This window comes from Oricola sp. (genome assembly GCF_965230365.1).
GTDB lineage: Bacteria > Pseudomonadota > Alphaproteobacteria > Rhizobiales > Rhizobiaceae > Oricola.
In genome coordinates this window covers 2082037-2105486 of sequence record NZ_OZ246003.1, presented here as the reverse complement: position 1 = coordinate 2105486, position 23450 = coordinate 2082037, and the positions used below count along the sequence as shown (strand labels likewise).

Genomic DNA, 23450 nt, shown 5'->3' with positions numbered 1-23450 from the left:
CTGAAACAACACGCAACGCGAAAGACGCAAAGATGGCCGAACGTTCATTCAAGGCAGAAGTCGAGCATCTGAAGCTGGGTCAGGGTGAGACCTTCACCGGCGAAGGCATACTGGCGTTGACCAAGGCGCTGCTGGAATCCGGCGTGGGTTACGTCGGCGGCTATCAGGGCGCGCCGATCTCGCACCTGATGGATGTGCTGGCCGACGCGGAGGAACTGCTTGGCGAACTCGGTGTGCGTTTCGAGGCCAATGCCAACGAGGCCGCCGCCGCCGCCATGCTGGCGGCCTCCGTTCACTACCCGATACGCGGCGCGGTCACCTTCAAGGGCTCGGTCGGCGTCAATGTGGCGTCCGATGCGCTCGCCAACCTCGCCTCGTCGGGCGTCACCGGCGGCGCATTGGTCATTGTCGGCGAGGATTATGGCGAAGGCTCCTCGATCATGCAGGAGCGCACCCATGCCTTTGCAATGAAGTCGCAGTTCTGGCTGCTCGACCCGCGCCCCAACCTGCCGGCGATCGTCAAGGCGGTTTCGGACGGCTTCGAACTGTCCGAAGCGTCGAATACGCCGGTCATGTTGATGGTTCGCATCCGCTCCTGCCATGTCACCGGCTCGTTCGAATGCCGCGACAACCAGCGGCCGGATCTTTCCGTTCTCGACGCGCTGTCGAACCCGCGCTCCGATTTCGCGCGCGTCGTTCTGCCACCGATGTCGTTTGCCCACGAGCAGGACAAGGTGAAGAACCGCTGGCCGAATGCCGAAAAATTCATCCGCGAGCGCGGCTTGAACGAACAGCACGGCCCGAAACAGGCGCCGCTCGGCATCGTCGTCCAGGGCGGTATGTACAATGGCGTCATCCGCGCCTTGCAGCGTCTCGGGCTGGCCGACATCTATGGCAAGACCGAGGTGCCGCTCTACGTCCTGAACGTAACCTACCCGCTCGTTTCCGATGAATTCCTGGAGTTCTGCGAAGGCAAGGACCACGTTCTCGTAGTCGAGGAAGGACAACCCGAATTCATCGAAACGCAGCTCAGCAGCTTCCTCTACCGCGCCGGCTCCGATGTGGATCTGCACGGCAAGGATATCTTCCCGATGGCCGGGGAATACACGGGCGCGGTGATGCTGGATGCGCTGGAAGAATTCATCCGCAAGGCATCGCCGGACATGCTGCCCGCCAATGTGCGCGCGCCCAATGCCGAGAAACCGACAATCCCCGACTTGTCAAAGACCGTGCCGATCCGACCGCCGGGCTTCTGCACCGGCTGCCCGGAACGGCCGATCTTTGCGGCGATGAAGTTGGTCGAAAAGGAACTCGGCAAGCACCAGATCGCAGCCGATATCGGCTGCCATCTCTTTGCGTCGCTGCCACCTTTCGAGATCGGCGGCGCGACCATGGGCTACGGCCTCGGGCCGGCCGCCAACGCCGCCTTTGACGGCGGCGGCGAACGCCGCCCGGTCGCCATCATCGGCGATGGCGGTTTTTGGCACAACGGCCTGTCCTCCTCGTTCACCAACATGGCGTTCAACAAGTCGGACGGCGTGGCGATCGTCGTTGACAACTTCTACTCAGCGGCGACCGGCGGGCAGGACATCATGTCCTCACGCGCCTCCAACCCGACCAAGTCGACCCGCAACCCGATTTCCAAGGCGCTCAAGGGCGTCGGCATCGATTGGGTGCGCGAGATCGACCGCACCTATGATGTAGCCCGCATGCGCGACACGATCCGCGATGCGCTGACCACGGAGCATGAAGGACCGAAGGTGATCGTCGCCTCGTCGGAATGCATGCTCAACCGGCAGCGGCGCGAAAAACCGCTGCGCGCCAAGGCGATCAAGGAAGGCCGCCGCGTCGAGGCGCCGCGTTTCGGCGTCGACGAGGAAGTCTGCACAGGCGATCACGCCTGCATGCGGTTGTCCGGCTGTCCTTCCCTGTCGCTCAAGAAGCTCGACGACCCGTTGCGCGACGACCCGGTCGCCAGCATCGACCAGAGCTGTGTGGGCTGCGGCAACTGCGGCGAGGTCGCCGACGCCGCGATCCTGTGCCCGAGCTTCTACCGCGCCGATGTCGTCCACAACCCGACTGCGTTCGAGAAATGGCGGGCGCGGATGAACGACCGGCTGATCAACTGGCTGATCCGGTGGCGTTCGGCGCGCCGCCTGCAATTCGGAGACGCATGATGTCCGTTCACGAAGCGCTTAGTTCGCGCCAGCCGGATCCACGGCTCGGCGGCATCATCAAGCTCGCCATCCTCGCGGTCGGCGGCCAGGGCGGCGGTGTCCTGACCAACTGGATCGAAGCTGTTGCGCGCGCCAATGGCTACGCCGCGCAGGCGACAAGCGTCGCCGGCGTCGCCCAGCGCACGGGCGCCACCGTCTACTATGTCGAGATGGCGCCGATTGGCGACCGCCCGGCGATCTTCTCGCTGATGCCAGCGGCCGGCGATGTCGACGTCATGATCACCGCCGAGATGATGGAAGCCGGTCGGGCGATCATGCGCGGCTTCGTCACACCGGACCGCACCGTCCTGATCGCGTCGAGCCACCGCGCGCTGGCAATCTCCGAGAAGCTGGTGCCCGGCGACGGCATTGCCTCCAGCGACGAGGTCAAGGCCGCCGCCGAAGTGGCGTCGCGCCGTTTCATATGTGCCGATTTCGACCGCCTCGCCGTAAGCCGGGGCTCGGTCATCTCCGCCTCGCTGTTCGGTGCGCTTGCCGCCTCCGGCACACTGCCCTTCGAGCGGGCCGCCTTCGAGGAGGCGATCCGCGCCAGCGGCAAGGGCGTCGAGGCAAGCCTGCGCGCCTTTGCAGCCGGCTTCGACGCTACGACAAGCAGCGAAGAGGCCGAGGAAGTCGCGCCGGAAAAGCCGCAATCGCGCAGCGTCACCGGCCCTGCGCGGCTGCTGAGCCGCTGGAATGCGCTGCACGCCCGGCTGTCGAAACTGCCGCAAGCGGCCGCCGAAATGGCCGAGGCTGGGCTGCGCAAGGTGGTGCAGTTCCAGGATCTGAAGTATGGCGCCGAATATCTCGACCGGCTGGAGAAGGTCGCTGCCAGAGACAGCGGTAACGGCACGCTTACGCGCGAGGCGGCGAAACATCTCGCCAACGCCATGGCCTATGACGACATAATCCGCGTCGCCGACGCCAAGACGCGAGCTGGCCGGCGCGAACGCATCGCCGAGGAGATGCGCGCCGGCGAAGCCAATGTCATGCAGGTCACCGAGTTCCTGCATCCGCGCGCCGAGGAAATCGTTTCGATGTTGCCGGCGCGCATGGGCGCACGCTGGGAGGCCAATCCGAAGCGCATGGCGCTCATCGACCGGTTGTTCAACAAGGGGCGGCACACCCGTACCGACCGGATTTCCTCGTTTCTGATGCTTTACATGCTTGGCGGGCTGAAATGGTGGCGGCGGCGCACGCTGCGCCACGTCCAGGAGACTGCGCATATCGAGAAATGGCTGGACCGCGTGCTCGACCAGGCGGATCGCGACTACGACCTCGCCGTCGAGATCCTGAGAAACCAGCGGCTGGTCAAGGGCTACTCGGACACGCACGCGCGCAGCAAATCGAAGTTCAAGCGCGTTATGGAAGGCATCGATCTTGTCGCCGGCCGCGACGATGCCGCCGAGTGGGTACGCCGACTGCGCGAAGCCGCGCTTCTCGACGAAGAAGGCAAGGCCCTCGACGGTGCGCTGAAGACGGTCAAGAGCTTCGTCTGACCGCCAAGCGGCGAGCTTTCAATCCAAGAATTAGCCCGGTACGTGGTTCAAGCGCACCGGGCAGTTTTCAGTTGGATAGCGGAAAGCGGTCTCGCCACCGGTCCTATGCGGGCTCCAGGCAGCGGAACTTCGAGCGTTCGTAGATCAGCGCCGCGCCACCGCCTGTGGCGATCTCGTCGATCCTGCCTATGAACACCGAATGCGAGCCGGCTTCCATGGTTTCGGTGACTTCGCAGGACAGGCTGACCACGCTGTCGGCCAGCACCGGCAGGCCACGGCCGTCCTTGCGCCAGTTGCCCGCGGCAAACTTGTCCTCGCCCGTCACGCCGTCCTGCCCGGCAAAGCGCATCGCCACCTCGCCGCCATCGCCGGCCAGCAGGTTGACATTGAACCGGCCGGTCTTTGCAACCGCCGCGAAGGTCCCGGTCTTGCGGTTCAGGCAGACCAAGACGCTGGGCGGTTCGGCCGTCACCGAACACACGGCGGTCGCCGTAATGCCGCGCCGCTCGCCCTCCGCGCACGCCGTGACGATCGTCACCGCGCCGGGAAAGCGCGCCATCGCCGCGCGGAATTCGGCCGGATCGATGGACATGCCCATCTCACGCCGCCTTCAGTTCTTGCAGGTAATCGGCCGCCGCATTCGGGTCGGCGAACCACGGGAAGAAATCGCGCGGATCGTTGAACCCGTTGGCCATGCGATGCGCCAGCTTCGGAACGGTGCCGGCAGTGCCCATGATTTCCAGCACGAAGGGCGGCGGCGGCAACAACAGCATGTTGGTCCACTGCACGACCCACTGGGCATAGTCCCAGAAGCTGTCGAACGTGCCCTGCATCCATGCGTCATCATAGGGCTGGTCGCCGCGCTCGATGATGCGATTCAGATAGATCGCCGCCGCCTTGGAGGCGTTGTTTGACCCCTGCCCGGTGATCGGGTCGTTCAGGCAGATCGCGTCGCCGATGCCGAGCACCTTGCGCCCCGATGGCAACACGCCGATCGGATTGCGGATCGTCGGCGCGAACCGGCCGGCAAGAATGCCGTTGTCGTCGGTCAGCTCGATGTCGTTGCAGCGTTCGGCTTCCCACGGCAGGAAGGTCGACAGGATTTCCTTGCTCTTGGCGAGATGCGCCTCCGGGCCCTTCACGTCGCCCCAGCAGTCCATCGGACCGCCCGGCACGCCCTCGAACACCATGATCTCGCAGGGGCCGCTGGTCGTCAGCGCCGGGAAGACGAAATACTCGCCGACGCCGGGAACCAGGTTGAAGCAGACGGCCGAGTGTTCGGGCCGCGGCGTCATGCCCTTCACGTAGGTCAGCGCCAGCGCGCGCATCGGCTTGTCATAGGCGGATTTCTCGGCGTCGCGCTCGAACAGCTGTCCGACTTCCCCCTTGCCCGAGGCGACCAGCACCAGGTCGTCCTGGCGGGCATAGCTCTCCAGATCCGCGATCCCTGCCTCGGCGATCACCAGCTGGCCGCCGAGCTTTTCGAGTTCGTCCAGCCAGACCGGCATCTTGACGCGCTGATCGACGGAATATGCGGACTTGTCGAGCCGGCCGCACCAGTCGATGACCTTGTTGTCGGAGCCCTCCGGATCGGGCACCGAAAACTGGATGCCGTCCACCGGCGGACAGGTGTCCGACCAGCGGTCGATCCCAAGATCGCGTTCATGCTGCACCGCGTTGTCGAACATGCACTGGCTGGACAGCACCCGGCCATTGGCGATTTCCTCGCCGGTGCGGTTTTGCACGATGCGGACCTGGTAGCCGTTCTTCAAAAGGCCGATGCCCAGTTGCAGGCCGGACTGGCCGCCGCCGATAATGGTGATCTTGCGCACTTTTTTCTCCCCGGTTCCGGTTTGTTTTTGTCAGTCCATGAGTAGTGGAATGGCCGGCTCGGCCCGCTCCGGGCCCATTGCCGTATAGCCGCCGTCGACGCGGATATCCGTGCCGGTGATGAAGCTCGCCTCGTCCGAGCACAGGAACAGCACCGCCGAGGCCACCTCCTCCGGATTGGCCGTGCGGCCGAGCAGATGGAAGGGTGCCGCCACGCCGTCGGTCTTCTCGCGGTTGCCGCCGGTCAGTTCGTCCATGATGTTGGACCATGTCCAGCCGGGCGACACCGCGTTGACGCGAATACCGTCGGGCGCCAGATCCATCGCTTGATTGCGCGTTAGCTGCAGGATCGCGGCCTTGGAAACCGGATAGAGCCAACGGCCGGTCTGGGCGACACGGGCTGAAATCGAGCCGAAATTGACGATCGCACCCTTGTTGCGCGCCAGTTCCTCGCGCGCCGCCTGCATCAGCATCACCGAGCCGACAATGTTGACGTCGAGGCTTTCCAGCCACTCCGCGCGAGCCGATTCCGCGCCATTGTCCAGATAGGAACACGCGACGTTGACAAGGAAGTCGATGCGGCCGAATTCGGACTTCGTGGCGGCCACCAGAGCTTTGATCTGCTCGTCGTCGCGCAGGTCGGTCTGCTTGAATGCAGCGCCGTCCCCGGCCAGGGCGCCGCCGGCTTCGGCGTTGATGTCAGCCACCATGACCTTTGTTCCGGCTGCCTTGAAGGCCGACACGATCGACGCGCCGATCTTCGTTGCGCCGCCTGGAATGATGGCGACCTTTCCGTCCAAACCTCGCATGCTCACTCCCCGGATGCTTCAAGTTTGAAGCAATCGTGTGCGAGAATTGCCGTAACCGCTATCCGCGGAAATCCCTGCCTATCCGGGAAACGAAAAAATCAGACATGACGAAATTTCGGGAGGCTGCTAAAATCCCTTGATGCAGGATCGCGGCCAGATCTTCGGCAACGGAAGCTCGGGCCCTTCGGACAGGGGGGCGATGCCGCTCGCGGCCCATCCGCTGTTTCGAAGCGACGATCTGGATGAGGCCCGCGAGGAAGTCGCGCGCGTGTTCTGCCCGCACCGCCTCGATATCGTCGGCCAGGGCAATGTCAGGGCGACGCACAACCGAATCCTCGGCGAAAACCTGTCGCTCAACTATCTGGAATACGGCGCCAAGACGCTGATCTCGCCAGGCGAACTCGAAACCTTCTACCTGGTCCAGATTCCGCTTGGCGGCGGCGCGGCCATTGGCTGCGGCAACGACCGCTACTATTCGGCGCCCAATGCGGCCGCCGTTCTCAATCCGCACCGTCCGGTGACGATGATCTGGGAGGCCGGAACCCGGCAGGTCCTCGTCCAGATCAGGCGCGACGCCCTCAACGACCATCTGGAGCGGCTGCTGGACATCAACGCCAACCGCGCACTGGCCTTCACCGGGTCGCTCGACTTGCAGCACGGCGCGGGGCGCAGCCTGCGCAATCTCGTCTTGCACATGATCTCCGAAATCGATTCAGGCCAGAGCGATTTCGGTACGCCGGGATTGATGAACCGGCAGCTCGAACAAACCTTGATGACCGGCCTGATCGAGGCGCATTCCAGCAACTACTCGCAGTTCCTGGGCCGCCGCACCGGCAGCCCCGCGCCGCGCCATCTTCGCCTCGCCGAAGCCTATATCGTTGCCAACCTCGACAGCCCGCTGACATTGCAAGATATCGCCAATGCCGCCGGCACGACGCAGCGAACGTTGCAACTGGCGTTTCGCCAGTTCCGTGGCACCACGCCATTGTCCTTCTGGCGCGAGCAAAGACTCCAGCGCGCCCATCAGGACCTGTTGTCCGGTTGCCCCGGCGTGTCGGTCACCGACATCGCGGTCCGCTGGGGTTTTCTGCATCTCGGACGCTTCTCGCAGCTCTACAAGTCCCGCTTCGGTCGGCCGCCCAGCGAGACGCTGCGCGCCGCGCTCGGAACCGAATGGAGCGATTGAGCGGCTCGCCTCGCCGGATACCGCTTGAGATTTCGTTGCGGAACCGTCTATCAACACGCCCGATCACAAGCCCCAACAGAAGAACAGGACGATCCGGATGGAAAAAGTGTTTCGAACCAAGCGGATGCTGCATTTCGGCGACTGCGACATCTCCGGCACCGCCTATTTTCCGTCCTATCTTAATATACTGAATGGTGTGAACGAGGAGTTCTGGGCCCATATCGGCTATCCGTGGCACGAGATCATCTGGAAGGAACGCTGGGGCACGCCGACCGTGCACATCTCCAGCGATTTCTCCAGCCCCTCTTTCTTCGGCGACGAACTGGAGTTCGAGGTTACCGTGATCCGCGTCGGCCGTTCCTCGATGACCGTGCATCACGAGATCAGTTGCCAGGGCAACAAGCGCTGGTCGAGCACCCAGGTACTGGCGGCAAGCGATCTCGACAAGCACTGCTCGATCCCCTGGCCGGCCGACGTCAGGGAAAAGCTGGAATCCCTGCTGGTCGAGCAGGAGTAAGGGCACACGGGGCGAACCCGATACCTCCGCTCAGAACGCGTTCATGGTCAGTAGCTCGTATTCGGCGACCCGCTCGCCCGCCTCGTCGCTGATCGCGACATGCCAGCGGACCTCGCCATAGTCTTCATTGCGCGGGGTTTTCTTCATCACGGTCAGACGCACGGAAATCCGCGACCCGGCCTGAACCGGTTTCATGAACCGCAGATTGTCGAGGCCGGTATTGGCCAGCACCGGACCTTCATTCGGTTCGACGAACAACCCTGCCGCAAACGACAGCAGTAGATACCCATGCGCCACGCGACCGGGAAAGAACGGGTTTCGCGCTGCTGCATCTTCATCCATGTGGGCGTAGAACGTGTCGCCGGTAAACTCTGCAAAGTGCTCGATGTCGTCCATCGTCACAACCCGTTCGCCGGTATGCAGCGTTTCGCCGATCGCAAGCTCACCAAACCGCCGGGTGAAAGGATGCGCCTTTTCGGCAATCTCCACCGAACCCGGCACCCATGTCTCGCCGACAGCCGTCAGGATGTCCGGGCTGCCCTGGATCGCGGTGCGCTGCATGTAGTGCTTCACGCCGCGAATGCCGCCCAGTTCCTCGCCGCCGCCCGCACGGCCCGGTCCGCCATGCACCATGTGCGGCAGCGGCGATCCGTGCCCGGTCGCCTCGGCCATGGAGTGGCGATTGTTGAAATAGAGCCGTCCGTGGAACGCACCCGCGCCCAGCACAACTTCGCGCGCCACGGCGGGGTCGCCCGTGACCACCGAGGCGACAAGGCTGCCGCCGCCCCGGTTCGCCAACTCCACCGCCTGCTCAAGGTCGCGGTATCCCATGACCGTGGATACCGGGCCGAAGGCTTCTGTGTCGTGCACGCGCTCGGCCTTGTCCGGCGCGGCGCAGTAAAACAGCATCGGCGGCACGAAGGCGCCCTTTACGGCGTCCGCGCCGTCCACCTCGAAGGCCGCCGGGTCGCCGTGCACGCGTTCCGCCTCACGCCCGATGATCTCGGCCTTCGCCAGCACATCGTGCCGCTGAGCGGCCGAGACAAGCGCCCCCATGCGCGTGGTTTCCAGATCGGGCGCGCCGATCCGCGTCTTGGCGAGCCGCGCCGCAATCGCCTCGATCGCCGCTTCGACGTGGTTGTCGGGAGCGAGAATCCGGCGGATCGCCGTACACTTCTGACCGGCCTTCGCCGTCATCTCGCGGTGCACTTCCTTGACGAACAGGTCGAATTCCGGCGTGCCTGGCGCCGCATCCGGCCCGAGGATCGAGGCGTTCAGGCTGTCCTGTTCGGCGACGAAGCGGATCGAGTTGCGCAGGATGTTGTCGGAGGACCGCAGCTTCAGCGCCGTATCCGCCGAACCGGTGAAGCTGACCACATCCTGGCAGTCGAGCAGGTCGAGCAGATTGCCGAGACCACCGGTCACGAGTTGCACCGAGCCGTCCGGCAGGATGCCGCTGTCGATCATCAGGCGCACGCAATGCTCCGTGAGGAAACACGTCGCCGTCGCCGGTTTGACGATGGCGGGAACACCGGCAAGCAGCGTCGGCGCCAGCTTCTCCAGCATGCCCCAGACCGGGAAGTTGAAGGCGTTGATATGCACTGCCACGCCGCGCAACGGCGTGTGCACATGCTGGCCGAGAAAGGTGCCCGAACGGCTCAACTGCTCGACATCGCCATCGGTATAGACATGGGCGTCCGGCATTTCGCGGCGCCCCTTCGACGCGAAGACGAACATGGTGCCGATCCCGCCGTCGATGTCGATCTTGCTGTCGGCCAGTGTCGCGCCCGTCCGGAAGGACAGCCGGTACATCGCGTCACGGTGCTCGTTCAGATGCGCGGCCAGCGCCTTCAGCATCCGTGCGCGTTCGTGAAATGTCATCGCCCGCAGCGCCGCGCCGCCCTTGGCACGCGCATAATCGCGCATCGCCGCGACATCGAGCGCGTCGTTGCCGGCGGTGGCGAAGACTTCCCCGGTCACCGCGTCGGCGATTTCGCGCGCCCCCGCGCCCGGCCCGATCCATTCGCCATGCGCAAAGCTGCGTATGTCCTGCAGGGTCATTCTGCTTCTCCGTGAACGAGGTTTTCAGGCCGGCATGTCAGCCGGCGGCAAGGCCGATGCGTTTGAGAGCAGCCGTCGCGGCTGTCTCCCATTGCGTCCGCAACGCCGCATTGCCGGTCCGGCGCAGGCCGAACTTCTGCAGGCGTTCGGCGTTTTGCGAGTCCGTCGCGCCGAAGCTCGCCGCAACCCGCGGCCACCAGTAGTCGACCGACGCCTGCAATTCATCGCTGCGGCCCTCCTCCATCAGCCGCATGAGCCCCTCCTCGGCCAGTTCGGTGTGGCGGTTTTCGATCGGCGCGATGGCGCGAAAGGCGTCGGCCAGCGGCGAATAGGACACATGGGCGAATTCGGCCAGTTGCACAGCGACCGCCTGTCCCATCAAAAGGTTCATCGCCACCGCATCGGCCCATCCCTGCAGCGGATAGTTGAAGACGGCGAGCCGCATGTCGTGACCGCTGCGCGTCGCGCCGATATCGGCGTCGCGATCCAGCCGCGCCGTCCAGGGATGGTGGTTGGCGTAGCGTGCCGTATCGACGCCGAATTCGGCCATCAGGCGCAACACCTTGTCGGCATTGTCGGTCTTTTCCAGCACGATCTTCGCCGCCGCGATCCGCTCCTTGATGCCCGGCCCTTCGTTGATGATGTCGGCGAAACCCGCCGCCCCGGCCAGCTCGCTGTCGACGAATGTGGTCATCATCCGCATCAGTTCGGCCCGGTAGCGCGGCGGCACGTTGCCGGGCGAGGTCAGCACCCCGCCGGCGGCCAGATAATCCTCGATGCTCATCTCGTCGCTCATGGTCCCGGTCTCCCCCTACTGGTCGTAATCGACGACGACGGTGTCCGTCAGCGCGTAGGACTGGCACGACAGCACGTAGCCCTTGGCCACTTCGTAGTCCTCAAGCGCATGGTTGGCGGCCATTTCGACTTCGCCCTCCAGCACCCGGCAGCGGCAGGTCGAGCAGACGCCGGCCTTGCAGGCAAACGGCGCGTCGATGTCGTTCTCCCGCGCCGCCTCCAGCACCGACAGCGACTTGCTGGCCGAGATCGTCCGCGTCGCGCCGTCCATGGTGATCGAGATCGTTACGGCATCGCCCGCGCTGCCGGTCTCGCTTGTAGCCGCCTGGCGCTTCAGACGACCGGGCTGCGCCGAGGCGAACAACTCGAACTTGATCTGCTCGTGCTTGAGCCCGTGCGCCCTGAGCGCCTTGGCGATGCCGAGCATCATCGGCTCGGGCCCGCAGATAAAGGCCATGTCGATGCTGCCGATATCGATCCAGCTCTTGAACAGTTCGGCGCACTTCTCCTCGGTGACGAGGCCGGTGAACAGCTCGATCTCCTGCGCGTCGGTCTCCAGGATATGGATCACGTTGAAGCGCCCCATATGGCTGTTCTTCAGGTCCTCCAGTTCCTCGCGGAACATGATCGTGTTGACGCCCTTGTTGGCGTAGACCAGCGTGAAGGTGGATTTTGGTTCGGTGTCCAGCGTCGTCTTGATCAGCGACAGCACCGGCGTGATCCCCGAACCGCCGGCAAAACCGAGATAGTTGCGCGCGTTTCCCGCATCGAGAGCGGTGAAGAAACCGCCCGCTGGCGGCATCGCTTCCAACCGGTCGCCGACCGCAAGCTTTTCATTCGCCCAGGTCGAGAACGCGCCGCCATCCACCCGCTTGATGCCGACCTGCAACACACCGTCCTGCTTGCCCGAACAGATCGAATAGGAGCGGCGCAGTTCCTCGCCGTCGAAATCGCGCCGAAACGTCAGATACTGCCCCTGAATGAAGTCGAAGGTGGCCGGATCATCCGGCTTGAGCGTCACCACGACCGCGTCGCGAATGGTCTTGCGAACGTCCGTGACGGTCAGCTCGTGAAAACGCGCCATCAGGCTCCTCCCTCAGATGCACTTGAAATAGTCGAACGGCTCCAGGCAGTCGCCGCAGCGCCATTGCGCCTTGCACGGTGTCGAACCGAACTGGCTTTGCAGCCGCACATTCGCGCTGCCGCAATGCGGGCATCGCTCCGGCCCGCCGGCCGGCTGCGGCGGCGCGATCCCGTATCCCTCGAGCTTCGCGCGCCCTTTTTCCGACAGCCAGTCGGTCGTCCAGGCCGGGCTCAGCTGCGGCCGCAGTTCCACCTTGTCGATGCCGTGGCCAAGCAGCGCCGTCTCGATATCGAGATTGATCACGCCTGTCGCCGGACAGCCGGAATAGGTCGGCGTGACCTTGACCACCAACGCGTCCGCCTCCCAGGCGATGTCGCGCACGATGCCGAGATCGACGATCGAGATCACCGGGATCTCGGGATCGGGGATCGCGTCGAGCCATTCCCAGATCTGGGCGACGGGCGGGCGTTGCATCGGCCTACCAGGTGCAGCCGGGATAGGCGCGCTGCAGCCACTGCATCTGCGTCAGCAGGTGGCCGAGATGCTCGGTATGCATCGTGCCGGTGCGCCCGCCCTTGTGATGGAACTTGCCCGCCGGGACCGTCAGCGTCGCCTCGCCGAGCACGCGCCCGGCCAGCGCGTCATATTCGTCGCGCAGGCTCGCCGGGTCGGGCGCAATGCCGGCCTCTGCCATCGCCGCGTCGACCGCATCGCTTTCGAACATTTCGCCGACATAGGGCCACAGCATGTCGAGTGCTGCCTGCATCCGCGCATGGCTTTCGTCGGTGCCGTCGCCAAGGCCAACCACCGTGCCCGCCGACCGCTCCACATGATAGGCCGCCTCTTTCGATGCCTTGCCGGCGATCTCGGCCACCCGCTCATCCGACGAACCGGTCAGCCGCGGCAGCAGGATCGACTGGAACGCGTCGAAAAGGAACTGGCGCATCAGCGTCTGCCCGAAATCCCCGTTCGGCACCTCGACCAGGAGGATGTTGCGGAAGTCCCAGGCATCGCGCAGAAAGGCGATATCGTCGGCAGAGCGGCCCTTGCCCTCCACTTCGCCGGCATAGCCCAGCCAGAACTGGGTCTGGCCGATCAGGTCGAGTGCCGTGTTGGCGAGCGCAATGTCTTCTTCCAGCACCGGCGCATGCCCGCACCATTCGGAAACGCGATGGCCGAGGATCAGCGTGTTGTCGCCCTGGCGGACCAGGAACTGGAACAGCGCGTCGTCGGCGGCCATCACATCTGCCCCACTTCGTCGGGAATGTCGAAGAAGGTCGGATGGCGATAGACCTTGGTTTCCGACGGCTCGTAGAGTGGGCCCTTGTCGCCGGGTGAGGACGCCGCGATATGGCGTGCCTCGACCACCCAGATCGAAACCCCCTCATTGCGCCGCGTATAGACGTCGCGCGCATTCTTGATCGCCATTTCGGCGTCGGGGGCGTGCAGCGAACCCACATGGCGATGACTCAGCCCGTGCTGGCCGCGGATGAAAACCTCCCACAAAGGCCACTCGTGACGCTCCTGTGCGGATTCGGCGTCTTCGGTCTCGTAAGCGGACGGATTGACGGAACTCATGACTATCCTCCTAGGCGGCGACGGCTTTGCGCGCCGCCTTCTTGCGGGCGTGGGCCAAGAGCCCGTCGCGCACCCACTTGCCGTCGTCCCACGCCTTGTTACGGTCGGCCATGCGCTCCCGGTTGCAGGGACCGTTGCCCTTGATGACGGCGAAGAACTCCGACCAGTCCGGCTCGGAGAAGTCGTAGCCGCCCTTCTCCTCGTTCCATGTCAGGTTTTCGTCCGGCACCGTCAGGCCCAGATATTCGGCCTGCGGCACGGTCTGGTCGACGAATTTCTGGCGCAGTTCGTCATTGGTGTTGATCTTGATCTTCCACGCCATCGACTGCGCGGAATGCACACTGTCCTTGTCCGACGGGCCGAACATCATCAGCGACGGATACCAGAAGCGGTTCAGCGCATCCTGCGCCATGCGCTTCTGCGCCGCGCTGCCCTGCGCCATCTTCATCATGATGTCGTAGCCTTGGCGCTGGTGGAAGCTTTCTTCCTTGCAGATGCGGATCATGGCGCGCGAGTAAGGCCCGTAGGAGGTGCGCTGCAGCGGCACCTGGTTCATGATCGCCGCGCCGTCGACCAGCCAGCCGACCGCGCCGATATCGGCCCAGTTGAGCGTCGGATAGTTGAAGATCGACGAATACTTCATGCGCCCGTCGAGCAGCATTTCGGTGATCTCGTCACGGCTGACACCCAGCGTCTCGGCGGCGCAATAAAGATAGAGCCCGTGGCCGGCCTCGTCCTGCACCTTGGCCAGCAGGATCGCCTTGCGCTCCAGCGTCGGCGCCCGCGTGATCCAGTTGCCCTCCGGCAACTGCCCGACAATCTCCGAATGCGCGTGCTGGCCGATCTGGCGGATCAGTGTCGCGCGGTAGTCGTCCGGCATCCAGTCCTTCGGCTCGATCTTGATGTCGTTATCGATACGGTCCTGGAATGCCCGTTCCTGGTCGGTCATTTCCTCACGCGTCTTCACGCCCGTACCGGCCGTCTTGACCAGCTGTGCATACATCGTCGATTTCCTCCCAAGGCGCGTCCGGCAGACGGCGCGCCGCTATTCAATTCCATAAATGACGGCAAGCAGGCGCCGTCCGCAGTGATCCAGATCAATTTAGGGCATCGCCCGCCGATCCGGCCAGTGCATTGTAGTTTTCCAGCGCTCGCGCCATCTCCCCTCGTGTCTTCGCGGCCGCCTCCTCCTTGACCGGGCCGAAACCGCGAATGCCCATCACCAGTGTGGCAATTCGCGCCGCCTCGCTCAAGTTCTGAGTGGTCAGTCCGGCGGCAAGACGGCGCAAAATATCGCGGTACTCGGCGATCAGCGCCCGCTCCATGCGCCGCTCGGCGGTCCGACCGAACGGATCGAGCCGCGTGCCGCGAAGCCGCTTCATCGCCGCAAGGGCGCGGAAGCCGTGCCGGATCCACGGACCGAATTCGCGTTTTCTCGGACGGCCCCGCGCATCGAGCGGCGACGACAGGAAAGGCGGCGCGAGGTGATAGCGGACCGCGTAATCGCCTTCGAACTGCTGCGCCAGCGTCTCGGCAAAGCCGGTCTGGCTGTGCAGGCGCGCGACCTCGTACTCGTCCTTGTAGGACATCAGCTTGAACAATCCGCGCGCCGCCGCTTCGGTCAGCGCCCCCGGCGTGCCACTGACCTTTTCTTCCGCCGCCTGCACCATCGCCACGAAATCGAGGTAGGACCGCGCCCAGGCCGCGTTCTGGTAATCGGTCAGGAACGCCGCCCGGCGTTCGATCAACTCCGTGATCGTTGCCGGCGGGTGTGCGGAAACGCCCGCCACGCGCTCGGCGGCCTCCGGTGCATGCGCGACGATCCGGCCCCAGCCGAACGCAGCCTTGTTCATCTCCGGCTTGACGCCGTTTAATTCTATCGCCCGCATCAGCGCGGCAAGGCCAAGCGGCACCAGCCCGGCCTGCCAGGCAGCCCCCAGCATCATCACATTGGCGAACACGCTGTCACCCAGCAGTGCCTTCGACAACGCATTCGCGTCGAACGTCTTCAGGGTATCGCCATCCAGGGCCTCGCGCATCGCCGCCAGGCGGGCATCGGCCTTCAGGTCGGCATCGCGGTTCTGCACCAGGTCGCCGGTCGGCATCAGCGCCGTGTTGACCACGCCGCGCGTTTCGCCCGGACGATAGGTCAGGCTCGCCTTGGGCGACGAACTGACCACCAGATCGCAACCGATCAGCGCGTCGGCCGAGGCCGGTTCGATCCGCGTCTGGTTGACCTCGCCTTCATGCCGGCCCATCCGGATATAGCTTAAGACCGGGCCGAACTTCTGCGCAAAGCCCATGAAGTCGAGCACGCTCGCCGCCCTGTTCTCCAGATTTGCGGCCATGGCAACAAGTTGGCCGACCGTCACCACGCCGGTCCCGCCGACGCCGGTGACCAGTATGTCCCACGGCGCATCGGCCGGCGGCATCTCCGGTTCCGGTAACTCGCCTTCCAGCCGCTTGCGCTCCGCCTCGCTGCCGGCCGCGCCGCGTTTCTTCAGCGTCGCCCCCTCCACCGTCACGAAACTCGGACAAAAGCCGTTCAGGCAGGAAAAATCCTTGTTGCAGCTGTCGAGATTGACCTTCCGCTTGCGCCCGAACTCGGTTTCCAGCGGCTCTATGCTCAGGCAGTTGGATTCCACCGAACAGTCGCCGCATCCCTCGCAGACAAGCGGATTGATCACCGCAAACCGCTTCGGATCTTCCAGCTTGCCGCGCTTGCGCAGTCGACGTTTCTCGGTCGCACACGTCTGCTGGTAGATCAGGATCGTGGTGCCTTCGATCTCGCGCAGTTCGCGCTGCACCCGGTCCAGCTCGGCGCGGTCGAAGATCTCCACGCCCGCCGGCAGGTCCGACCGCGCAAAGCCATCCGGCCGGTCGGAGACGACGACCACGCGTTTCGCGCCCTCGGCGACAACCGAATGGGCTATCGCCTCGACACTGATCGGGCCGTCCACCGGCTGCCCGCCGGTCATCGCCACGGCATCGTTGAAAAGGATCTTGAAGGTGATGTTGGTGCCGGCTGCAATCGCCTGCCGGATCGCCAGCGATCCGGAGTGGTAGTAGGTCCCCTCGCCCAGATTCTGGAAGATGTGCCGGTTGCCGTTGAACTTCGACCGCGCCACCCAGTTGACACCTTCGCCGCCCATTTGGATCAGCGACGAGGTGTTGCGGTTCATCCAGCTCGCCATGAAATGGCAGCCGATCCCGGCCATCGCCTCGCTGCCTTCGGGTACCTTGGTCGAGGTGTTGTGCGGGCAGCCCGAACAGAAATACGGCGTGCGCGCCGCGCCGGCGACGGCGATCGGGCTCGGATCGGGGACGACCGAGGCCGCCGCCTGCGACAGGTCCAGTTCCGGAAAATTCAGGTCCAGCCGCGCGGCGATGATCCGCGCCAACATCACCGCGCCGAGTTCGTGCGTCCAAGGCACCAGCCTGTCGCCGGTCTCGTCGCGCTTGCCGACCATCCGCTCCGGTTTCTGGCCGGGAAAGTCGTAGAAATACTCCTTCAGCTGGCTCTCGATGATGCCGCGCTTTTCCTCGACCACAAGCAGTTCCTGCTTGCCGCTGGCGAATTGCAGTGCGCCGACATCTTCCAGCGGCCACACCATGCCGACCTTGTAGATGTCGAGACCGATTTCGCCGGCCCGCTCCCGGTCGATACCGAGCAGCCGCAGCGCCTCAAGCACGTCCAGATGCGCCTTGCCGGTCGTCACGATACCGAAACGGGCGTCCGCATGCCCCCATTCGACCCGGTCGATGGGGTTGGCCCGCGCGAAGGCGAGCACGGCCTTCTTCTTGGCTTCCATCCGTTCTTCGATCTGCGGCCCCGGCAAGTCCGGCCAGCGATAGTGCAGCCCGTCAGTCGGCGGCACAAAGTCCGGCGCCACAAAGACCCGGTCCTCCGGCAGGTCGAACGACATGCCCGCCTCCACCGTCTCCGAGATAGCCTTGAAGCCGACCCACATGCCCGAATAGCGCGACAGCGCGTAGCCCCATTCGGCATAAGGCAGGTATTCGGCGACATTGGCCGGATTGAGCGTCGGCATGAAGAAATTCATGAATGCCACATCCGACTGGTGCGGCATCGATGACGAGACGCAGCCATGATCGTCGCCGGCAATCACCAGCACGCCGCCGGTCGGCGACGATCCATAGGCGTTGCCGTGGTTCAGCGCGTCGGATGCGCGGTCGACCCCCGGCCCCTTGCCGTACCACAGCCCGAACACCGCATCGCAGGTCTTGTGCGGATCGGTTTCCACCTGCTGCGTGCCGATCATCTGGGTGGCGCCGAATTCCTCGTTGACCGCCGGCAGGAAGGTGATGCCGGCGCCCTCGACCAGATCCCCGTGGCGCGTCATTTCCAGATCGATACCGCCCAGCGGCGAGCCCCGGTAGCCGGACACGTAACCGCGCGTGTTCAGTCCGCGTGCCCGGTCGCGCCGCGCCTGGTCCAGCACCATGCGGACAATCGCCTGCGTGCCTGTCAGGAACACGCGCCCTTCGCGGCGCGTATAGCGGTCCAGCAACTCGTACTGGTTCGGCAATAGCGTCTGGTTCAACCGGCATCCTCCCGATGGCGCGACGATATCCGCGCATTGCGCCCACAATCGGCACCCATGATCGGTGGGCCTTGTGCGCGATCGGTTTTCGCTCTAGCCAAAGGATACATCATATCCTGATGATATCCGTCCTTTCTTTATCGCTAAGGCGCCCATTTTGAGCATCTTGAAACGAAAATGATAAGTAGATGAAACAAACGTTTCACATGACCGAACTGGACCGGCGCATCGTCGAACTGCTGCAGCGCGACGCTTCGAAAAGCATTGCCGAGATCGCACGGCTCGCCAACACCTCTTCGGCGACCTGCTGGCGCCGAATACGAGCACTGGAAAAGCAGGGCATTCTCGGCCCACATGTGCGGCTGGTCGATCCGGCATCGGTCGGTCGCGCAACGGACGCTTTCTGTCAGGTCCGCATGAAGTCGCAGGACTCGAAGTCTCGCGGCGAATTCCAGCGCGCCATGGAGCTCGAACCAACCATCGTCGCCGTCTACGCGATCACCGGCGAATGGGACTATCTGCTGCATCTTCTGGTCCGCGACATGGCCGATCTGGAAGCAATCCTGATGCGCCGCGTGCTCGAACATGACAGCGTTGCCGCGACCGCCACCACCTTCGCGCTCAGGCGCGTCAAGCACGCCACCGAAGTCCCGGTCTGACGTGCCCCTCCCGGAGCGCCCGCCCAAACGTCATCCAGCCGTCACAAATAAAAAAGGCGGCGAATTGCCACGCCGGCTGACAAGTAACTGTCATGAAGCAAATATAACGTCAGGTCATCCTTCAGGAGACCTTCATGTTCTCGCTATCCGGGAAGAAAGCGCTTGTCATCGGCATCGCCAATGATCAGTCGATAGCCTATGGCTGCGCCAAGGCGTTTCGCGATCAGGGCGCGTCGCTCGCCGTCACCTATCTGAACGACCGGGCCGAAAAGCATGTCCGCCCCATTGCCGAGGAACTGGGCGCGGAAATCATCCTGCCGCTCGACGTCAACCAGGACGGCCAGTTCAGCCAGCTCTTCGACAGCATCCGCCAGCATTGGGGTCAGATCGACATCTGCCTCCACTCCATCGCGTTCTGCCCCAAGGAAGACTTGCACGCCCGCGTCACCGACTGCTCGCGCGCCGGCTTCACCACCGCGATGGACGTCTCGGTCGGCTCTTTCATCCGCATGGTGCGCCGCGCCGAAAGGATGATGCCGCCCGGCGGCACCTGCATGACCGTCTCCTTCCTCGGCTCCGAAAAGGTCGTCGAGCACTACAATGTCATGGGGCCGGTCAAGGCCGCGCTGGAATCGGTTACGCGCTATCTCGCCGCCGAACTCGGCACCAGCGGCATTTCCGTGCATGCGCTGTCACCCGGCCCGCTGAAAACGCGGGCGGCCAGCGGCATCGCCCATTTCGACGAGATGATGACCCAAGCCGCGTCGCGCGCGCCCACCCATCAGCTCGCCACCATCGAGGATGTCGGCGCCTATGCGGCCTTTCTGGCCAGCGACGAGGCCGCCAACGTCACCGGCGGCGTTCACTACATTGACGGCGGATATCACATCGTGGGTTGAGACAATGGCTGACAGAAAAAACACCGACACCTCCCAGGCCATGGCGGCAGCCATGCGCGACGGCATGCACCAGAGCTACGACCAGATGGGCATGCTGCAGAGCCTCGCCATGCAGCATGGCCAGAACATCGCCCAGTCGATGTGGGAATCGACTCGCGCCAGCTTCCAGGCTTTCCACGACATGGCGCCCGGCTTCGTCAGCCCGCGCGTCGCCCAGGACTATCAGGACTATCTCAAGGACAGCGCCGACCGCGCCGTCCTCTTCGCCGAGACGCTCTATCGCCGCGGCAACAATGCGCTCGACCGCGAGGAAGAAGGGCTGAAGCCGGTGCTCGCCTTCGACTACGAGATGATCGTCGACGGCCGCGCACTCGACCGCCCGGTCAACTATTCGCTGGTCCGCATCACCCCGCCGGAAGGTTTCCCGCCGCAGCGCGAGGACGGCCGCCCCTGGGTGATCATCGATCCGCGCGCCGGCCACGGTTCCGGCATTGGCGGCTTCAAGAGCGAATCCGAGGTCGGCGTGGCGCTCCGCGACGGCCATCCCGTCTATTTCGTGATCTTCTATCCCGAGCCCGAGCCGGGTCAGACGCTTGCCGATGTCACCGCCGCCGAGGCGCTGTTCATGCGCGAGGTGCGTTCGCGCCATCCGGCCGCGCCGCGCCCGCTGGTGACCGGCAACTGCCAGGGCGGCTGGGCCTCGATGATCCTCGCCGCGACCCATCCGGACCTGACCGGCCCGGTGATCATCGCCGGCGCGCCGCTCTCCTACTGGGCAGGCGAAGTCGGCAAGAACCCGTTCCGCTATCTCGGCGGCGTCATGGGCGGCGCGGTGCCGGCCCTGATGGCCTCCGACCTCGGCGGCGGCAAGTTCGACGGCGCCAGCCTCGTCTACAATTTCGAGACGCTCAACCCGGCGCGCACCTGGTGGCGCAAGAACTACGACCTTTTCGCCGACGACAAGGGTGCCAAGCGCTTCCTCGACTTCGAGCGCTGGTGGTCCGGCTTCTACTTCATGAACGAAGCCGAGATCCGCTGGATCGTCGAGAACCTGTTCGTCGGCAACAAGCTGACCCGCGGCCAGGCGGTCCTCGACGACGGCACGCCCATCGACCTGACCCGCATCGAAGCGCCGGTCGTTGTCTTTGCCAGCCATGGCGACAACATCACCCCGCCGCAGCAGGCCCTCAACTGGATCCCCGACCTCTACGGCTCCATCGAGGAACTGCGCGCCAAGGGCCATGTCATCGTCTACACCCTGCATGACAGCATCGGTCATCTCGGCATCTTCGTCTCGGCGCAGGTCGCCTCCAAGCAGCACAAGCAGATCACCAGCGTCGTCAAGACCATCGAGGCCCTGCCGCCCGGCCTCTACGAGATGCAGATCGAGAAGGCCGAAGGCGTCTTCCACGTCTCGTTTGAGGGCCGCACCATCGACGACATCCTGAAGCTCGACGATGGCCGCGAGGAGGAAAAGGAATTCGCCGCCGTCGCCAAGTTCTCCGAATGGGCGGTCAAGACCTATGAACTGACATGGCGGCCGATCCTCAAGGCGATGATCACGCCGGAAATCGCCGACAAGCTGCGCGAGACACATCCCATGCGCTCGCAGATCCAGGCGTTCTCGCGCAAGAACCCGCTCCTCGACGATATCGGCGAGCGCGCCGAAGAGGTCCGCGCCAATCGCACCGAACTGTCCGATGTCAATCCGTTCCCCAAGCTGGAGGCGATGGCCGCCGATGCCATCGAGGCGAACTGGAACCTGTTTCGCGACGTCCGCGACGCCTGGATCGAGATGAGCTTCCACACGCTCTACGGCACGCCGTGGATGAAGGCCTATGCCCAGCAGGACGAGACGCCCGCCCGGGTGCAGACGCTGGAATCCCTGCCGCAGGTCAGGGAAGTCCTGCAGAAGGCCAGTCAGGGCGGTTATTCCGAGGCGATCATCCGCATGCTGATCCTCCTGGCGCGGGCGCGCGGGTCGGTTCGCCGCGAGCGGCTGGAGCGCTCCAACGCGATGATGCATTCGCGCCCGCCCTTCGACACCATGTCGGAGGAGGACCGCAGCCGGCTGATCCACGAGCAGACGATGATCGTCGATTTCGCCGGCAAGGAGGCGATCAACGCCCTGCCCGAGATGCTGCGCGACGATGTCGACCGCATCCGCGCGCTCGACGTCGTCCTCGATATCGCCGGCCCGCTCGACGAGATGGACGCCCCGACCATTGCCATGTTCAAGCACCTGCAAACGACGCTGATGACCATGGCGCAGGGTTGGCGCGATCCGGAGCACGAATTGTCGGCGCATGAGCCGGGCCGCCATGCGCGATCCGAACCGATGAACAAGGCGGCGGAGTAGAGGAACCGACATGATCCGTGAGAACAAGCTCTACGACGAATTGCAGGTCGGGGACACGGCGTCGCTCAAACGCGTCTGCACCGCCAACGACCTCTATGTCTTCGCCCATGCGTCGGGCAATTTGAACCCGTTGCACCTGCCCAATGACGAACACGACAACCTCGAGGCGGTCGCCCCGTCAATGTGGATCGGCGCGCTGTTCTCCTCTGTTCTGGGCAACATCCTGCCCGGCCCCGGCACGCTCTACCGCGCCCAGACGCTCAGCTTCCTCGATCGTGCCCATGTCGGCGACGAGTTGAACATCGAAGTGACGGTCAAGGAGAAGAAACCGGACAACATCGTGCTGCTCGACACGCGCGTCACCGGCCGTGGCGGCGACCGGATCGCAGAGGGCATGGCCGAGGTGCTGGCGCCGGTGCGCAAGGTGCGCATCGAGGACACCGACATGCCGGAACTGCTGGTCCAGCAGCACCAGCATTTCGACAAGCTCCTCGACCGTGCCGAAGCGCTCGAACCGCTGATCACCGCCGTTGCCGCGCCCGAGGAAGAAAACTCGCTGGGCGGCGCCATGCTGGCGGCCAAACACGGCATCATCACCCCGATCCTGATCGGCAACCGCGCGGCAATCGAGGCCGCCGCCAGGGCCGAGGGCGAGGATTTGACGGGCATCGAGATCATCGAGACCGAAAATCACGGCATGGCGGCCGCCAAGGCGGTCGAACTGGCCCATACCGGCCAGGCCGGCGCGGTGATGAAGGGCCACATGCACACCTCCGACCTGCTTGCCCATGTGGTCAAGAAGGACGGCGGCCTGCGCACCGGCCGGCGCCTCAGCCACGTCTTCGTCATGGACGTGCCGGGGCTCGATCACATGCTCATCGTCTCCGATGCTGCCGTGAACATCATGCCTGACCTTGAGGCCAAGGTGGACATCACCCAGAACGCCATCGACATGGCGCTTTCGCTCGGCGTCGAGCAACCCAAGGTCGGCGTCTTGTCGGCCATCGAGACGGTCAATCCGAAAATCCAGTCGACACTGGACGCCGCCGCACTCTCCAAGATGGCCGACCGGGGCCAGATTCGTGGCGGTATCGTCGACGGGCCGCTGGCAATGGACAACGCCATGGATGTCGAGGCCGCCAAGACCAAGGGCATCACCTCCCTCGTTGCCGGCCGGGCAGAAGTGCTGATTGTGCCCAATCTGGAATCCGGTAACATGCTGGCCAAGGAACTGGCTTTCGTGGCGCATGCCGAAGCCGCCGGCGTTGCCCTTGGCGCGTCGGTGCCGATCATCCTGACCAGCCGTTCCGACGGCGAGAAGGCCCGCCTGGCCTCCTGCGCGATTGCCGCACTCTATCGCGACTGGCGGATCAAGGGCGGACAGTAACGGTAC

General features: G+C 64.4%; 19 protein-coding genes. 8 read left to right on the top strand and 11 right to left on the bottom strand.

All coding sequences use genetic code 11. From position 1 onward, the window contains the following. Positions 1 to 32: 32 nt before the first annotated feature. Positions 33 to 2177, top strand: a complete 2145-nt coding sequence (locus ACO06R_RS10090; RefSeq protein WP_421848881.1) for a thiamine pyrophosphate-dependent enzyme — start codon at positions 33 to 35, stop codon at positions 2175 to 2177. Further along, positions 2174 to 3715, top strand: a complete 1542-nt coding sequence (locus ACO06R_RS10085; RefSeq protein WP_421848878.1) for an indolepyruvate oxidoreductase subunit beta family protein — start codon at positions 2174 to 2176, stop codon at positions 3713 to 3715. The genes ACO06R_RS10090 and ACO06R_RS10085 overlap by 4 nt, the downstream gene beginning before the upstream one ends. Before the next feature lie 103 nt (positions 3716 to 3818). Here the strand turns inward: ACO06R_RS10085 and ACO06R_RS10080 are convergent, their stop codons facing one another. From ACO06R_RS10080 to ACO06R_RS10070, 3 genes are read right to left on the bottom strand one after another with little or no spacing between them, the layout of a single operon-like run. Then, positions 3819 to 4307 carry a flavin reductase family protein gene (locus tag ACO06R_RS10080; protein ID WP_421848875.1) on the bottom strand — a complete coding sequence of 163 codons (489 nt, stop codon included), beginning with the start codon at positions 4305 to 4307 and terminating at the stop codon, positions 3819 to 3821. A gap of 7 nt (positions 4308 to 4314) precedes the next feature. Next, positions 4315 to 5547 carry a styrene monooxygenase/indole monooxygenase family protein gene (locus tag ACO06R_RS10075; protein WP_421848873.1) on the bottom strand — a complete coding sequence of 411 codons (1233 nt, stop codon included), beginning with the start codon at positions 5545 to 5547 and terminating at the stop codon, positions 4315 to 4317. Positions 5548 to 5577: 30 nt separating this feature from the next. Further along, positions 5578 to 6354, bottom strand: coding sequence for an SDR family oxidoreductase (locus ACO06R_RS10070; protein ID WP_421848870.1), 777 nt, complete (start codon positions 6352 to 6354; stop codon positions 5578 to 5580). A gap of 199 nt (positions 6355 to 6553) precedes the next feature. On the opposite strand from ACO06R_RS10070, the gene ACO06R_RS10065 reads away from it, so the two are divergent. After that, positions 6554 to 7540 (top strand): AraC family transcriptional regulator, encoded by a 987-nt coding sequence (locus ACO06R_RS10065; protein ID WP_421848867.1) that lies wholly within the window; start codon positions 6554 to 6556, stop codon positions 7538 to 7540. Between the two features lie 97 nt (positions 7541 to 7637). Continuing rightward, positions 7638 to 8057: an acyl-CoA thioesterase gene (locus ACO06R_RS10060; protein WP_421848864.1), complete on the top strand. Its 420-nt coding sequence runs from the start codon at positions 7638 to 7640 to the stop codon at positions 8055 to 8057. 30 nt (positions 8058 to 8087) lie between these two features. Here ACO06R_RS10060 and paaZ read toward each other — a convergent pair whose 3' ends face one another. From paaZ to ACO06R_RS10020, 8 genes are all read right to left on the bottom strand, one after another. After that, the gene (paaZ, locus tag ACO06R_RS10055; RefSeq protein WP_421848860.1) at positions 8088 to 10118 is read right to left on the bottom strand and encodes a phenylacetic acid degradation bifunctional protein PaaZ; all 2031 of its coding nucleotides are present in this window, start codon (positions 10116 to 10118) and stop codon (positions 8088 to 8090) included. A 37-nt stretch (positions 10119 to 10155) separates the two neighbouring features. Beyond that, a complete protein-coding gene (locus ACO06R_RS10050; RefSeq protein WP_421848857.1) occupies positions 10156 to 10914 on the bottom strand; it encodes a Phenylacetic acid catabolic protein in 759 nt (252 codons plus the stop codon). A gap of 15 nt (positions 10915 to 10929) precedes the next feature. Beyond that, the gene (locus ACO06R_RS10045) at positions 10930 to 11997 is read right to left on the bottom strand and encodes a 2Fe-2S iron-sulfur cluster-binding protein (RefSeq protein WP_421848854.1); all 1068 of its coding nucleotides are present in this window, start codon (positions 11995 to 11997) and stop codon (positions 10930 to 10932) included. 12 nt (positions 11998 to 12009) lie between these two features. After that, positions 12010 to 12471 (bottom strand): 1,2-phenylacetyl-CoA epoxidase subunit PaaD, encoded by a 462-nt coding sequence (paaD, locus tag ACO06R_RS10040; protein ID WP_421848851.1) that lies wholly within the window; start codon positions 12469 to 12471, stop codon positions 12010 to 12012. A gap of 4 nt (positions 12472 to 12475) precedes the next feature. Further along, positions 12476 to 13237, bottom strand: coding sequence for a 1,2-phenylacetyl-CoA epoxidase subunit PaaC (gene paaC, locus ACO06R_RS10035; RefSeq protein WP_421848848.1), 762 nt, complete (start codon positions 13235 to 13237; stop codon positions 12476 to 12478). Next, positions 13237 to 13575, bottom strand: coding sequence for a 1,2-phenylacetyl-CoA epoxidase subunit PaaB (gene paaB / locus ACO06R_RS10030; RefSeq protein ID WP_421848845.1), 339 nt, complete (start codon positions 13573 to 13575; stop codon positions 13237 to 13239). Before paaB ends, paaC begins: the two co-directional genes overlap by 1 nt. Positions 13576 to 13585: 10 nt before the next feature. Next, on the bottom strand, positions 13586 to 14578 hold the full coding sequence (gene paaA, locus ACO06R_RS10025; protein ID WP_421848842.1) for a 1,2-phenylacetyl-CoA epoxidase subunit PaaA: 993 nt from the start codon (positions 14576 to 14578) through the stop codon (positions 13586 to 13588). Positions 14579 to 14672: 94 nt separating this feature from the next. Further along, the gene (locus tag ACO06R_RS10020) at positions 14673 to 18140 is read right to left on the bottom strand and encodes an indolepyruvate ferredoxin oxidoreductase family protein (RefSeq protein ID WP_421848839.1); all 3468 of its coding nucleotides are present in this window, start codon (positions 18138 to 18140) and stop codon (positions 14673 to 14675) included. Positions 18141 to 18328: 188 nt separating this feature from the next. On the opposite strand from ACO06R_RS10020, the gene ACO06R_RS10015 reads away from it, so the two are divergent. From ACO06R_RS10015 to ACO06R_RS10000, 4 genes are all read left to right on the top strand, one after another. Continuing rightward, entirely contained in the window at positions 18329 to 18799 is a 471-nt protein-coding gene (locus tag ACO06R_RS10015; protein WP_421848836.1) for an Lrp/AsnC family transcriptional regulator, read from the top strand. A 134-nt stretch (positions 18800 to 18933) separates the two neighbouring features. Beyond that, complete coding sequence (fabI, locus tag ACO06R_RS10010; RefSeq protein WP_421848833.1) at positions 18934 to 19698, top strand: enoyl-ACP reductase FabI; 765 nt, start codon at positions 18934 to 18936, stop codon at positions 19696 to 19698. Between the two features lie 4 nt (positions 19699 to 19702). Then, complete coding sequence (locus ACO06R_RS10005; protein ID WP_421848830.1) at positions 19703 to 22057, top strand: DUF3141 domain-containing protein; 2355 nt, start codon at positions 19703 to 19705, stop codon at positions 22055 to 22057. A 10-nt stretch (positions 22058 to 22067) separates the two neighbouring features. Continuing rightward, positions 22068 to 23444 carry a bifunctional enoyl-CoA hydratase/phosphate acetyltransferase gene (locus ACO06R_RS10000; protein WP_421848826.1) on the top strand — a complete coding sequence of 459 codons (1377 nt, stop codon included), beginning with the start codon at positions 22068 to 22070 and terminating at the stop codon, positions 23442 to 23444. Positions 23445 to 23450: the final 6 nt, after the last annotated feature.